The 14,114-nt window shown below is 66.9% G+C and carries 12 protein-coding genes; 8 read left to right on the top strand and 4 right to left on the bottom strand.

Features of this window, described 5'->3' with window-relative positions; translation table 11 throughout:
- Positions 1–4: 4 nt before the first annotated feature.
- Both argS and ACFFJ7_RS07730 read right to left on the bottom strand, forming a co-directional pair.
- Positions 5–1,768 carry an arginine--tRNA ligase gene (gene argS / locus ACFFJ7_RS07735; protein WP_377591617.1) on the bottom strand — a complete coding sequence of 588 codons (1,764 nt, stop codon included), beginning with the start codon at positions 1,766–1,768 and terminating at the stop codon, positions 5–7.
- Positions 1,769–1,829: 61 nt separating this feature from the next.
- The gene (locus ACFFJ7_RS07730; protein ID WP_246224991.1) at positions 1,830–3,068 is read right to left on the bottom strand and encodes a deoxyguanosinetriphosphate triphosphohydrolase; all 1,239 of its coding nucleotides are present in this window, start codon (positions 3,066–3,068) and stop codon (positions 1,830–1,832) included.
- Positions 3,069–3,221: 153 nt separating this feature from the next.
- Between ACFFJ7_RS07730 and erpA the strand changes: the two genes are divergently transcribed.
- The 8 genes from erpA (at position 3,222) to grpE (ending at position 12,784) form a co-directional block, all read left to right on the top strand.
- Positions 3,222–3,584, top strand: coding sequence for an iron-sulfur cluster insertion protein ErpA (gene erpA, locus ACFFJ7_RS07725; protein ID WP_166948571.1), 363 nt, complete (start codon positions 3,222–3,224; stop codon positions 3,582–3,584).
- Between the two features lie 157 nt (positions 3,585–3,741).
- Positions 3,742–4,566: an isocitrate lyase/PEP mutase family protein gene (locus tag ACFFJ7_RS07720; protein WP_377591615.1), complete on the top strand. Its 825-nt coding sequence runs from the start codon at positions 3,742–3,744 to the stop codon at positions 4,564–4,566.
- A gap of 176 nt (positions 4,567–4,742) precedes the next feature.
- Complete coding sequence (gene rpmI / locus ACFFJ7_RS07715) at positions 4,743–4,943, top strand: 50S ribosomal protein L35 (RefSeq protein ID WP_166948567.1); 201 nt, start codon at positions 4,743–4,745, stop codon at positions 4,941–4,943.
- A 41-nt stretch (positions 4,944–4,984) separates the two neighbouring features.
- Positions 4,985–5,350 (top strand): 50S ribosomal protein L20, encoded by a 366-nt coding sequence (gene rplT, locus ACFFJ7_RS07710; protein ID WP_166948565.1) that lies wholly within the window; start codon positions 4,985–4,987, stop codon positions 5,348–5,350.
- A gap of 189 nt (positions 5,351–5,539) precedes the next feature.
- Positions 5,540–6,622, top strand: a complete 1,083-nt coding sequence (gene pheS, locus ACFFJ7_RS07705; RefSeq protein ID WP_166948563.1) for a phenylalanine--tRNA ligase subunit alpha — start codon at positions 5,540–5,542, stop codon at positions 6,620–6,622.
- A gap of 29 nt (positions 6,623–6,651) precedes the next feature.
- A complete protein-coding gene (gene pheT, locus ACFFJ7_RS07700) occupies positions 6,652–9,075 on the top strand; it encodes a phenylalanine--tRNA ligase subunit beta (protein WP_377591611.1) in 2,424 nt (807 codons plus the stop codon).
- Between the two features lie 192 nt (positions 9,076–9,267).
- Positions 9,268–12,036, top strand: a complete 2,769-nt coding sequence (locus tag ACFFJ7_RS07695) for a [protein-PII] uridylyltransferase (protein WP_246224989.1) — start codon at positions 9,268–9,270, stop codon at positions 12,034–12,036.
- Positions 12,037–12,184: 148 nt separating this feature from the next.
- Positions 12,185–12,784, top strand: a complete 600-nt coding sequence (grpE, locus tag ACFFJ7_RS07690; RefSeq protein ID WP_377591609.1) for a nucleotide exchange factor GrpE — start codon at positions 12,185–12,187, stop codon at positions 12,782–12,784.
- On the opposite strand, the gene ACFFJ7_RS07685 is transcribed toward grpE, so the two are convergent.
- Both ACFFJ7_RS07685 and ACFFJ7_RS07680 read right to left on the bottom strand, forming a co-directional pair.
- The gene (locus ACFFJ7_RS07685; protein ID WP_377591607.1) at positions 12,777–13,076 is read right to left on the bottom strand and encodes a hypothetical protein; all 300 of its coding nucleotides are present in this window, start codon (positions 13,074–13,076) and stop codon (positions 12,777–12,779) included. The genes grpE and ACFFJ7_RS07685 overlap by 8 nt on opposite strands.
- Before the next feature lie 105 nt (positions 13,077–13,181).
- Positions 13,182–14,111 carry a hypothetical protein gene (locus ACFFJ7_RS07680; RefSeq protein WP_377591605.1) on the bottom strand — a complete coding sequence of 310 codons (930 nt, stop codon included), beginning with the start codon at positions 14,109–14,111 and terminating at the stop codon, positions 13,182–13,184.
- Between the last annotated feature and the right edge of the window lie 3 nt (positions 14,112–14,114).

Raw genomic sequence — 14,114 nt, 5'->3', positions numbered from 1 at the left:
ACCTTCAGCGCATTTCATCAGGCGCTGCCACTCCCAGAACGGCAAGCCCGGACGCCAGAACCGACCGGACCGCCTCCACGAGAGCCAGCCTCGCCGCCGTCAACTGTCTGTCAGTTTGATTAACAAACCGTAATTGCGGCGCATCCTTGCCCCTGTTCCACAGGCCATGGAACGCAGCGGCCAGTTCATACAGATAAAAGGCCACCCGATGCGGCTCATGGTTCGAGGCGCCGGCTTCGATCACCCGGGGGTACTGCGACACCAGCTTGAGTATATTTATTTCCGCTTCGTCCGCCAAGACGGCGAGATGCGCCTCGCCAAGCTTTTCCCGGCTCGTGTCGAGATCAGGCAAGGTCTCGCGCGCCTGCCGGAAGATCGACGCGCAGCGCGCGTGCGCATACTGCACGTAGAAAACGGGATTATCCTTCGACTGCTCCACCACCTTGGCGAGATCGAAATCGAGAGGGGCATCGTTCTTGCGGTAGAGCATCATGAAGCGCACCGCGTCGCGCCCCACCTCGTCGATCACCTCGCGCAGGGTGACGAAGCTGCCCGCACGCTTCGACATCTTCACCGGCTCGCCTTCCCGCAGCAGCTTCACGAGCTGGGCGAGAAGCACGATCACCTTCACGTCATCGCCGCCCACCGCGCGGCCCACCGCCTGCAGGCGCTTCACATAACCGCCGTGGTCGGCGCCCAGCACGTAGATGAGGTCCCTGAAGCCGCGCACGTACTTGTCGCGCAGATAGGCGACGTCGGCGGCGAAATAGGTGTAGCTGCCGTCCGACTTCACGAGCGGCCGATCGATGTCGTCACCGACGTCCGTCGCGCGGAACAGCAACTGCTCGCGGTCCTCCCAGTCCTCCGGCAACTGGCCCTTGGGCGGCGGCAGGCGCCCGGTATAGACGAAGCCGCGCTCCTGCAGCGCGTGGATCGTCGAGCTGATGGCGCTGTCCCCGTTCCCCGCGTGCAGGGTGCGCTCCGAGAAGAAGACGTCATGGCGGACGCCGAGCGCCGCGAGGTCGTCGCGGATCATGTCCATCATCGCATCGATGGCGACATCGCGCACCTGCGGCAGCCATTCGGCCTCCGGCTTGTCCAGCAACGCGCGGCCGTATTCCCCGGCAAGCCTCTCGCCCACCGGGACGAGATAGTCGCCCGGATAGAGTCCTTCGGGAATGCCGCCGATGGCTTCGCCCAGCGCCTCGCGGTAGCGCAGGAAGACGGAGCGCGCCAGCACGTCCACCTGCGCCCCGGCATCGTTGATGTAGTATTCGCGCGTCACGGCATGGCCCGCGAAGGCGAGGAGCGAGGCCAGCGCGTCGCCGAACACCGCACCGCGTCCATGGCCGACATGCATGGGCCCCGTGGGATTGGCGGAGACGTATTCCACGTTGACCGGCCGATCCGCCTTCGCTGCGCCGCGCCCGAAATCCGCGCCCGCGCCGAGCACCGCGCCGAGCACCTCGTGAAACACCTCGTGCCTGAGCCGCAGGTTGATGAAGCCCGGCCCCGCTGTCGCAGCGCTTTCCACGCCCTTCTCCTGCGCGAGGGCGGCGACGAGGAGCTGCGCGAGCGCACGCGGGTTGGTGCCGGCGGGCTTCGCCAGCACCATCGCGGCGTTGGTCGCGAGATCGCCGTGCGCGGGATCGCGCGGCGGCTCCACCACCACCCGCGACAGGTCAAGCCCTTCCGGCAGCTTGCCTTCCGTCACCAGCTTCTCGATGACGGCGATGAGCCGGTGCTGATAGATGTCGAAAATGTTCATGAATGCCTCGATGCGCCGGCAACGGCCCCGTGCCGGTTCATTGCAAATGCTGACGCGCGGCCTATCGCAATTCCGGGGTATCGTCAAACAGGCGCCTGTGCGCATCGAGGGCGTAGCTGTCGGTCATGCCGGCGAGATAGTCGGCCACGCGCCGGCGCAGACGGGCCTCGTCCGCGCTCTCCAGCCCCTCCTGCCATTCGAGCGGCATCAGGCGCGGCTCCGCGAGCAGACGCTCGAACAGATCGCGCACGACGCGGTCCGCGCCCTCGCGCACGTGCACGACGCGCGGATGCCGGTACATATAGGAGAACAGGAAGGCCTTGATGTCCCGGTCCGCCGCGATGATGGCGGGCGAGAACGCCACCACCGGCGCGCGGGCATGGCGCACGGCCGAGGCATCGGCGGGGGAGAGCGCCGCGATGCGCGCCTCGCTCTCGCGGATCACGTCCTCAACGAAGCGCGTGATGATGCGCCGGCCCAGCTCATGCACGGTGCGAACGCTTTCGAGGCCCGGATACCGCGCCGCGATCTCGTCCAGCAGGCCGGCGACGAACGGGATGGCGCGCAGATCCGCGAGCGTGAACAGGCCCGCACGCAGCCCGTCGTCGATGTCGGCGGCGTCATAGGCGATGTCGTCGGCCAGCGCGGCGGCCTGCGCCTCCGCGCTGGCGAAGGTCGAGAGTTCGAGAGCGTGGACGGCGTCATATTCGAGGATGGCGCCCGGCACGCCGGTCGCCCTGTATCGCCCGAAGGGCCGGCCCTCCGCGTCGCAGAGCGGTCCGTTGTGCTTGACGAGCCCCTCAAGCGTCTCCCACGTCAGGTTGAGGCCGTCGAAGCCCGCGTAGCGGCGCTCCAGCCGGGTGACAATCCTGAGCGCCTGCGCGTTGTGATCGAAGCCGCCGAAGCCCTTCATGCAGGCGTCCAGCGCCTCTTCGCCCGTGTGGCCGAAGGGCGTGTGGCCGAGGTCGTGCGACAGCGCGAGCGCTTCCGCCAGATCCTCGTCGAGGCCCAGCGCGCGGGCGAGCGCGCGGGCGATCTGCGACACCTCGATGGTATGCGTGAGGCGCGTGCGGTAGTGATCGCCCTCGTGATAGACGAACACCTGCGTCTTGTGCTTCAGGCGGCGGAAGGCCGTGGAATGGATGATGCGGTCGCGGTCGCGCTGGAACTCGGACCGCGTCGGCGACGATTCCTCCGGAAACAGCCTGCCGCGCGTTGCAGCCGGATCGCTCGACCACGGCGCCCGCCACCGCTCGCCATGCAGCGGCCTCCTGAATATGGCCTTGTCGAAAACGTTCAAGACACCGATCCCCTGATAATCTCTCCGGCCAGCATGCCGGCGGCGGGCAGCGGCCATTCACAACGCGCCCGTTGCAGCGGGCCGGTCCCCGCATTACCTTTGTGCGTGAGGTACCACGGACGGACAGTATCGCAATACAAAGGTTGCAGCGCCATGACCATCTCACCATCCACCGGGACGACGGACGCCGCAAGCCCGATCACGCTGACCGACAGCGCGGCGCGGCGCATCAGGCGTGTACTGTCGAAGGAGCCCGAAGGGGCGATGCTGCGTGTCAGCGTCAACGGCGGCGGTTGCTCCGGCTTCCAGTACGCCTTCGACATCGACAGAACCCGTAACGACGACGATATCGTGGTGGAGAAGGACGGAGCCGTCGTGCTCGTCGATTCCATCTCCCTGCAATATATGGACGGCTCGGTGCTCGACTTCGTCGACGATCTGATCGGCCAGTCGTTCAAGATCGACAACCCCCACGCCGCGGCCTCCTGCGGCTGCGGCACCTCGTTCTCGATCTAGACAGGAAGGATCGTGGGCGTTTGCGCCCGCGATCCGGAAACGCACCCCCTACGTCAGCCACAGCCTCTCGACCTGTTGCCGAAACCCGCCTGTTCTTTATTCGTTCCAAACGATGTGTTACTGCTTATTTCCGTTGGATCAACCGGAAGGCAAGACAATGGAAGACAGGCGCACACTGTTTCGACAACTACACCAAAACCCCGGGACGTTCATTATTCCCAATCCGTGGGATGTCGGCACCGCCCGTATTCTCGCGGCCATGGGCTTCCCGGCTCTTGCGACGACCAGCGCCGGCATGGCGTTCTCCATGGGAATAGCGGAGGGCCTGGCGCCCCGCGAGGATGTTCTTGCACATTGCAAGGCGCTGGTGGAGGCAACGCCGCTCCCCGTTTCGGCCGATCTTGAAAAGGGCTTCGGAGACAGTCCCGCGAGCGCGGCGGAAACCGTTGTGGCCGCCGCCGGTATCGGCCTCGCGGGGTGCTCTCTCGAAGACCACACGGGCGATCGGCGGCAACCGATCTACGATTTCAACCACGCTGTGGAGCGCATCGAGGCGGCGGCGCAAGCCTGCCGGTCTCTTTCCCACGATTTCATCCTGACGGCGCGCTGTGAGAACCTCCTCTGGGGGCGCCCGGATCTCGACGACACGATCAGGCGTCTGCAAGCTTTCGGGAACGCCGGAGCGGATGTTCTTTATGCTCCCGGGCTCACTGATATCGACACGATCCGGACTGTATGTGCAGCTGTCAGCAAGCCGGTCAACGTCGTCATGGGCATGCCGGGAGCAACTTTCGGCGCAACGGAACTGGCGGAGGCCGGGGTCAAGCGCATCAGCGTCGGCTCGGCCCTGGCGCGCCTGGCCTTCGGTGCATTCGTGCGCGCGGCGCGGGAGATGCAAGCTCATGGCACCTTCCGGTTTTCGGAGCAGGCCATGGGCTTCGCCGAACTGGAGGGATTCTTTACCGGAGAGGCGAAAACCTGACGTCGTTCTCCCGCCGCTCCCCTTGCCTGAACGGCAACAATCTGTCATAAGCGCCGCTTCATCAGAGTCGCCCGGCTAAAAGGGCTGCCGTGGCGGTTCGATGTGCTTTCGAGCAACATCAGGCCGATTCATCCCCGCGCACGCGGGGAAGGTGCGGTATTACGAAAGGAAGCCAAATGCCCAAGCTGAAGACGAAATCGGGCGCCAAGAAGCGCTTCAAGATCACCGGCACCGGCAAGGTCGTCGCTGCCCAGGCGGGCAAGCGCCACGGCATGATCAAGCGGACCAAGAAGTTCATCCGCAACCAGCGCGGCACCATGACCCTCTTCGAGGGCGATGCCAAGAACGTGAAGCAGTACTTCCTGCCCAACGGCTGAACCTTTTCCGTTTCCACCCGGTATTTTGAGGAGCCAAAGCAATGGCCCGCGTCAAACGCGGCGTGACGTCTCACGCCAAGCACAAGAAGGTTCTGAAGGCAGCCAAGGGCTTCTACGGCCGCCGCAAGAACACCATCCGCACCGCCAAGGCCGCCGTCGACCGGTCGATGCAGTACAACTACCGCGACCGCAAGGTGAAGAAGCGCACTTTCCGCGCGCTCTGGATCCAGCGCCTCAACGCGGCGGTGCGCGAATACGGCCTCACCTACAGCCGATTTATCGACGGTCTCGGCAAGGCGGGCGTCGATGTCGATCGCAAGGTTCTCTCCGATCTCGCCATCCGCGAGCCGGAGGCCTTCAAGGCGATCGTGGAAAAGGCGAAGTCGGCGCTCCCCGCCGCAGCCTGATCCATTGATGCTTCAAGGCCGGGCATACCAATGCCCGGCCCCCTCCTTTCCGGGATCCGTGCGTGACGGCAACGCCTTGCCGCGAAACGTATCGATGTGGCCGGAAGGGCTTGACGGTTCCCCGGCCATTGCCGACAAGCAGGCAGCCAGTGCCAGCTTGCAGTGTCATCTTGGCGCGCCGAGGAACATATGTCCGATCTTTCCCATCTCGAAACATCCCTGATCGAAGCCGTCAACGCCGCAGCCAGCGAGGCGGCGCTGGAGGCCGTGCGCGTCACCGCGCTCGGCAAGAAAGGCTCCGTCTCCGAACTGCTGAAGACGCTGGGCAGCATGACCCCCGACGAGCGCAAGGAACGCGGCCCGTTGATCAACGGTCTGCGCGACCGCGTCGCCGCCGCCCTCGCCGACCGCAAGGCCACCCTGCAGGAAGAGGCGCTTTCCGCCCGCCTCGCGCAGGAGCGCGCCGACGTGACGCTGCCCGTGCAGGAAGGCCCGCAGACCCGCGGGCGCATCCACCCCATCAGCCAGGTCATCGACGAGTTGACGGCGATCTTCGCCGACATGGGCTTCGCCATCGCCGAGGGGCCGGATGTCGAGACCGATTTCTACAACTTCACCGCGCTGAACTTCCCCGAAGGCCATCCGGCGCGCGAGATGCATGACACGTTCTTCTTCTCTCCCGACGCGAAGGGTGAGCGCAAGGTGCTGCGCACGCACACGAGCCCCGTGCAGGTGCGCACCATGCAGGGGCAGAAGCCGCCGATCCGCGTCATCTGCCCCGGGCGCACCTATCGCTGCGACTCGGACCAGACGCACACGCCGATGTTCCACCAGGTGGAGGGCCTCGTCATCGATCGCTCCGCCCACTTCGGCCACCTGAAATGGATTCTGGAGGAGTTCTGCAAGGCGTTCTTCGAGGTGCCGAATGTGAAGATGCGCTTCCGCCCGTCGTTCTTCCCGTTCACGGAGCCGTCGGCGGAGGTGGATATCCAGTGCGCGCGCAAGGGCGGCGACATCCGCTTCGGCGAGGGCGAGGACTGGCTGGAAATTCTCGGCTGCGGCATGGTGCATCCGAATGTGCTGCGCAATGTCGGGCTCGATCCCGATGAGTATCAGGGCTTTGCCTGGGGCATGGGCATCGACCGCATCGCCATGCTGAAATACGGCATGCCGGACCTGCGGCCGTTCTTCGAGGCGGATGCGCGCTGGCTGTCTCACTACGGCTTCCGCCCGCTCGACCTGCCGTCGCTGGCGGGCGGCCTGAGCGTCTGATCCGAAATCCGGGACAAGGAAGCAAAGCGATGAAATTTTCTCTCTCCTGGCTCAAGGATCACCTGGCGACGGACGCCTCGCTCGACGAGATTCTCGACGCGCTGAACCGCATCGGCCTTGAGGTCGAAGACGTCGAGGACAAGGCGAAGGAGCTTGCGGCCTTCCGGATCGCGCATATCCTCACCGCCGAGCAGCACCCCAATGCCGACCGGCTGCGCGTCTGCTCCGTCGACACCGGCGAGGGGGCGCCCGTGCAGATCGTCTGCGGCGCTCCCAACGCGCGCGCCGGGCTGAAGACGGTATTCGCGCCGCCCGGCACGCATATTCCCGGCAAGGACATCACCATCGCTGTCGGCGCCATCCGCGGCGTCGAGAGCCGGGGCATGATGTGCTCGCCCGAGGAACTCGACCTGCCCGGCGACAGCAGCGGCATCTTCGAGTTGCCGGACGATGCGCCCGTCGGCGCATCCTATGCCGCGTGGGCCGGGCTCGACGATCCGGTCATCGATGTTGCCGTCACGCCCAACCGCCCGGATGCGCTGGGTGTCGCCGGCATCGCGCGCGATCTCGCGGCGGCGGGGCTCGGCAGCCTGATCACGCCCGACGTGGCGCCGGTGGCGGGCGAAGGCGAGAACCCGGTCAGGGTCATCCGCGATTTCGCACCCGGTGACGAAAGGCTCAACCCCGCCTTCGCCCTGCGCCTCGTGCGCGGCGTGAAGAACGGCCCCTCCCCCGAATGGCTGCAGAAGCGCCTGACGGCCATCGGCCTGCGGCCGATCAACGCGCTCGTCGACATCACCAACTACATCACCTTCGACCGCGGCCGGCCGCTCCATGTGTTCGATGCGGCGAAGGTGAAGGGCGACCTCGTCGTCCGCCGGGCGCGCGCCGGTGAGGAGTTGCTGGCGCTCGACGGCAAGACGTACAGGCTCGATGAGGGCAACGTCGTCATCGCCGACGACAACGGCCCCGAGTCGCTCGCGGGCATCATGGGCGGCGAGCATTCGGGCTGCGACGAGAACACGACGGACGTGCTGATCGAGTCCGCGCTGTGGGACGCCTTCACCATCGCCCGCACCGGCCGCGATCTCGGCATCATCACGGACGCCCGCTACCGTTTCGAGCGCGGCGTCGACCCCGCCCTCACGGTGCCGGGGGTGGAACTTGCCACGCGGCTGGTGCTCGACCTCTGCGGCGGCACGCCGTCCGAGGTGACGCTGGCGGGCGCGGTGCCGGATGCAGAGCGCACCATCGCGCTGCCATGGGCGGAGGTGAAGCGCCTCACCGGCCTCGACATCGCGCATGACGACGCGCGCGCCATTCTGCAGGCACTCGGCTTCGTCGTGACGGGCGACGGTGACACCGTGGACGTCGTCCGCCCCTCGTGGCGGCCGGATGTGGAGGGCAAGGCCGATCTCGTCGAGGAAGTCCTGCGCATCGCCGGCATCGACAACGTCACCTCGACGCCGCTGCCGCGCATCGAGCCCGGTATCACGAAGCCGGTGCTGACGCTGCTGCAGCGGCGCACGCGCCTCGCCCGCCGGCTTTATGCTTCGCGCGGGCTGGTCGAGGCGGTCACGTGGTCCTTCGTCAGCAAGGCGGAGGCGGAGCTGTTCGGCGGCGGCGACGCGCGGCTGGCGCTCGCCAACCCCATCGCCGCCGATTTGTCGGACATGCGCCCGAGCCTGCTGCCCGGCCTGATCCGCGCAGCGCAACGCAACGCCGACCGTGGCTTCGGCGATGTCGCCCTGTTCGAGGTGGGGCAGGTGTTCGCCGACGACACGCCCGAGGGCCAGACGACGAGCGCCGTCGCGCTGCGCCGAGGCTCCGCGCGGGCGGAAGGCGTGGGCAAGCACTGGGACGGCGGCGGCGAGGATGTCGGCATGTTCGACGCCAAGGCCGATGCCTTCGCCCTGCTGACGGCGCTCGGCATCGCCACGGCCGGCGTGCAGGTCGTCCCCGGCGGCCCGGCATGGTATCATCCTGGCCGCTCCGCGACCTTGCAGTTCGGGCCGAAGACCATCATCGGTGCGTTCGGCGAGTTGCACCCGAAGGTGCTGCAGGCGCTCGACGCGAAAGGGCCGCTCGCGGTGGCGGAAATCGTGCTAGACCGCCTGCCCGCCCCCAAGGAGCGCCCGACGAAGGCGCGGCCCAAACTCGTGCTGTCGGACTTCCAGCCGCTCAGCCGCGACTTTGCCTTCGTGGTCGATGCGGATGTCGCCGCCGGCGATATCATCAAGGCCATCCAGGGCGCGGAACGGGCGCTGATTTCGGACATCCGCGTGTTCGACATCTACGAGGGGCCAGGCATCGAGGCTGGCCGGAAGTCCGTCGCCACCGCCGTCACGCTGCAACCTGCCAGCAAGACGCTGACGGAGCCTGAAATCGAGGCAATCTCGCAGCGCATTGTCGAGGCAGTTGCCAAGAAAACCGGCGCAACGCTGCGCGGATAGGCCTTCCCGGCGCGCCGGCACGGTGACAGACTGAAAAGGGCCATGATTCCATTGCCCTTTTCCCCTTACATCGCCTAGAATCTGTCCTGTTTACGTTGAAACAGGACAGATTCTAGATTCCTTATTTTGAGCGGATCCTGATCGATCAGATGATTCCATCAGAACGTCTGGCGCTCTAAACAGGACAGGCCGATGACCATGCTGCGCGCTGCCTCCCCCCACGACCTGCGGGCCATCGCGGACCTGGGGCAGAGGCTTGAGGAGATCGAGGCCTGGCATGGTGGCGACAAGACCGTCCTGCGTGCGGCGCTGATCGACGCGCTGCGCCAGGCGCTCGACGAGGGCCACGCCGAGGCCGAGGCCGCGCTGATGCAGGACCAGAACGGGCTCGCCTGCGCGCGCCGCCTGTCACGCCTCACGGACGCCGTCGTGCGCGCCATCCACGCGGTGACGGTCCGCCATTTCCATCGCGTCAACGTTCCCTCCATGGGCGAGCGGCTGGCGCTGGCGGCTGTCGGCGGCTACGGCCGCGGCACCATGGCGCCGCATTCCGACGTCGACCTGTTGTTCCTGCTGCCCTACAAGCAGACCGCATGGAGCGAAAGCGTCGTCGAGACGATGCTCTACATGCTGTGGGACCTGAAGCTGAAGATCGGCCACGCCACCCGCTCCGTGGACGAATCGCTGCATGAGGCGCGGGGCGACATGACCATCCGCACCGCCCTGCTGGAGGCCCGCTTCCTCACCGGCGAAAAGAAGCTCTTCGAGGAACTCGAACACCGTTTCGCGGCGGAAGTCGTCGCCGGCACCGAGCAGGAGTTCGTCGTCGCCAAGCTCGCCGAGCGCGACACGCGCATCGCCCGTGCGGGCGCATCGCGCTATGTGGTGGAGCCCAACGTCAAGGAGGGCAAGGGCGGGCAGCGCGACCTCAACATCCTGTTGTGGCTGGCGCAATACGTCTACGGCGCGCGCACGCCCGATGCGCTGATCAAGGTCGGGCTGTTCGACAGCGCGGAGGCGGCGATGTTCCGCCGCTGCACGGAGTTCCTGTGGCGTGTGCGTTGCCACATGCATTTCGCCTCCGGGCGGGCGGAGGAGCGGCTGTCGTTCGGTCTGCAGCGCACCGTCAGCGAGCGAATCGGCTACGCGCGCCGCGACGGCATGTCATCGGTGGAGCGCTTCATGAAGCGCTATTTCCTCGTGGCCAAGGATGTCGGCGACCTCACCGCCGTCGTCTGCGCGGCGCTGGAGGCACGCCACGCCAAGCCCGAACCCGTGCTCGACCGTTTCATGCGCCGCCTGCGCCATCCCCGCCGCGTGCGGCTGGGAGCGAGCGGCTTCCAGGTCGACAACAACCGCATCACTGTCACGGGTGACGACGTCTTCAGCCGTGATCCGGTCAACCTGCTCCGCCTGTTCTGGCTTTCCGACAGGCACACGCTCGCCATCCATCCCGACGCGACGCACCTCGCGCGCCGTTCGCTCAAGCTGATCGACAGGGCCGTGCGGGAGGCACCGGAGGCCAACCGCCTGTTCCTGGACATCCTCACCTCGCGCAACGCCCCCGAAACGGTGCTGCGGGCCATGAACGAGGCGGGCGTGCTGGGGCGGTTCATTCCGGAGTTCGGCCGCATCGTCGCGCTGATGCAGTTCAACATGTATCATCATTACACGGTGGACGAGCATCTCATCCGCACGCTCGGCGTGCTGGCGCGAATCGATGCTGGCGAGATGGAGAGCGAGCATCCGCTGTCGCACCAGATCATCCACACCATCCAGCACAGGCGCGCGCTTTATGTCGCGGCCTTCCTGCACGATGTCGCCAAGGGGCGGCCGGAGGACCATTCGATCGCGGGCGCGAAGATGGCGCGCACGCTGGGGCCGCGTCTGGGCCTCGACGCCGCCGAGACGGAAACGGTGGCGTGGCTGATCGAAAACCATCTGGTGATGTCGACGGTGGCGCAGAGCCGCGACATCGCCGATCCGGAGACGATCCGCACCTTCGCCGCCAACGTGCAGACGCTGGAGCGGCTGAAACTGCTGCTGATCCTCACCGTCTGCGACATCAAGGCCGTGGGGCCTGGCGTGTGGAACGGCTGGAAGGGCGAGTTGCTGCGCACGCTCTACTACGAGACCGAGCCACAGCTCACCGGCGGCCACTCGGCCATTTCCAGCCACCAGCGCGTCGCCCACGCGCAGGCCGAACTGCGCAAGGCGCTGGAGGACTGGGACGAGGCGACCTTCGATGCCTACAAGGCGCGCCATTATCCCGCCTACTGGCTCAAGGTCGATGTATCCCGCAAGATCAAGCATGCACGCTTCATCCGCGAAACGGAGGCGGCGGGGCAGACGCTCGCCATCGCCACCGGGACCGACAAGTTCCGGGGCGTCACGGAACTGACCGTGTTCGCGCCCGACCACCCGCGCCTGCTCGCCGTCATGACCGGTGCGTGCGCGGCCTCGGGCGCCAACATCGCCGACGCGCAGGTTTTCACCACCACGGACGGCCTCGCCCTCGACGACCTGTTCCTCACCCGCGCCTTCGAGGATGACGACGACGAGTTGCGCCGCGCGCAGAAGATCGCCCGCACCATCGAGAGCGCCCTGAAAGGGCAGTTGCGCATCGCCGATCTGGTGGACCAGCGCCGCCCGCGCACGCCCAAACGCCCCTTCAACGTGCCGACAGAACTCATTATCGACAACAGTCTGTCGAAAAACTACACGGTGCTGGAGATCGCTGGCCTCGACCGGCCGGGCCTGCTCTACGACCTGACGACGGCGCTCGGGAAACTCAGCCTCAACATCGCCTCCGCCCACATCGTTACATTCGGCGAGAAGGCGGTCGACGCCTTCTATGTCACCGATCTCATCGGCGCCAAGATCACACAGCCGGGGAAGCAGGCGGCGATCCGCAAGGCGGTCATCGCTGTGTTCGACGACGAGGACGCCGGGCCGGGCTGAAGCCCGCCGCGACCGGCAGCTGGCGGCGATTTCCCGCATACCCTTGATTTTCCCGCGCCGAACGATGATATCGTCGCGAGGTGCTTTCCGTTCGGCAGAATCGGAAGGTTTTCGTTATTGTCCCTGTCACACCTAGCATCGATGGACCATGACCCAGAACATTAACGAGCGTGCGGAGGCAGCGGCCACCGACGGGACCGCCGACATTGAAACCGCTTCCGAGCAGACGATCGACGCCGGCCAGATCGCCCAGCTGGAGGCGGAGAAGACGGACCTGAAGGACAAGCTTCTGCGCACGCTGGCGGAAATGGAAAACATCCGCCGGCGCACGGAGCGCGAGCTTGCCGATGCCCGCACCTACGGCATCACCTCATTCGCCCGCGACGTTCTGTCCGTCTCCGACAACATCCGCCGCGCGCTCGACGCCATTCCGGCCGAGCAGCGCACGGCCGACGGCCCCCTGAAGGGCTTCGTCGACGGCATTGAGCTGACCGACCGGGAACTGGTGAAGACGCTCGCGCGCCACGGCGTGACGGAAATCTCGCCCCGCGGCGAGAAGTTCGATCCCCACCTGCATCAGGCGATGTTCGAGATCCCGGATGCGTCGGTGCCCAACGGCACCGTGGTGCAGGTGATGCAGACGGGCTTCAAGATCGGCGAGCGCGTGCTGCGCCCTGCTCTTGTCGGCGTCTCCAAGGGCGGCGCGAAGGCGCCGCCTGCACTGGACGACGATACGCCGATCATCTGATCGGCGCCGGCGGCGCGATGACGGGCGGCGGCAGGGGCTGGAACTGCTGCTGCCGCATTTGCTGATCGCGGAGCTGGTTCATCTGGAACTGCAGTTGCTGGTCGCGCTGCTGCGTGTCGAGCTGCTGCTGCAGCTGGCGGTTGGTATCCTGCAGCACGCGCTGCTGCCGCGTCTGCTGGGCCTGCGCCGCACCTGCGAGCAGCATGGCGGCAGCGACAACGGCGGCTGCTGGCGCCCGCCCTCTCAGGCCCCGGCCTGCTGCCGGTCCTACATGCTCAAACGTCGCGCCCATGATGGCGAACTCCCCCGACAAACGGTTCTCATACCGTATATATAGGATGTCGCGCCGCTATCCGCGACGGTTTTCGCGCGTGATGGCCTGACCTGTGCGCCGCGGTCAGCGGCCGCGCGTCGTGCGCTCGGGCGTGAGTTCGAAGCGCTTGTTGAGACGCTCCACCCGCGCGGATGTGAGTTCCGCCGCGCAGAAGCCGTGCTTGTCCTCCTGCTTGTAGTTGCGGCAGACCATGGCGCGCTCCGATGAAAAGGCCGCCTGCTCGGCAGCGGCATCGCGCTGCTCCGCGCCGGAGAGCCGCCTCAGCAGCTTGCGCGACACCTCCCGCATCTCGCGTTCGGCCTTGCCACGCTGGCGCTCGATGGCAGACGTGCGGCTGGCGAGTTCGTCGCCGTCCGGCCCCCAGAGCCCCTCCGGCTCCAGGCGGCAGTCTGCCTGCACGAAGGTGCACTCGCCGTCGGGAATCGAGACGCGCACAGCGTGCGGGAGCACTTCCACGACCAGTGGGCAGACGGGCGACTGCAGCCGGTAGCGCGACTGGCTGTAGGGTTCCTCGATGCGCAGCATCGGCGCCGGGCCGTCGCTGCCGAGGTCTATCGCGCAGCGGGCGGCACGGTCGGAAATGAGATGCCCGAAGGCCTGCAGGCGCAACCCGGCGACGCCGGGCTGCTGCTCGGTGATCGTGAGCCGCCCGCCCTCATGCACCGGCAGGCCATTGCGGTGGAAAACCTGTCCGAAGATATTGTCCGGCAAGGGCGCGGCCGGCGTGGCGGCGCGCGGCGGCGCTGCCGGTTGCGCGGCACCGGGCGCGGCGGGCGGCGCACCCGGCGCGGGCGTCTGCGTGGGAGGCGCGGGACGCGCCGGCCGGGCCGGGGAAGGCTGGCGCGGCGTGGCGCCTGCGGGCTCTGCGGGGTGGCTGACGGCGCCGGGCAGCACGAGCGGGCCCCCCGTCTGCGCCTGGGCCGCCGACAACGGTATCCACAGCGCCAGCGCCAGCGAAACGGACTTCTTCACGATGCTGGTGCCCCCCGTCATGCG

Origin of the sequence: Pseudochelatococcus lubricantis, assembly GCF_042432495.1 — a bacterium.
GTDB classification, from domain to species: Bacteria; Pseudomonadota; Alphaproteobacteria; order Rhizobiales; family Beijerinckiaceae; genus Pseudochelatococcus; species Pseudochelatococcus lubricantis.
Note: the sequence above shows the minus strand (reverse complement) of the source record. Positions and strands in the feature narration are given on the sequence as shown.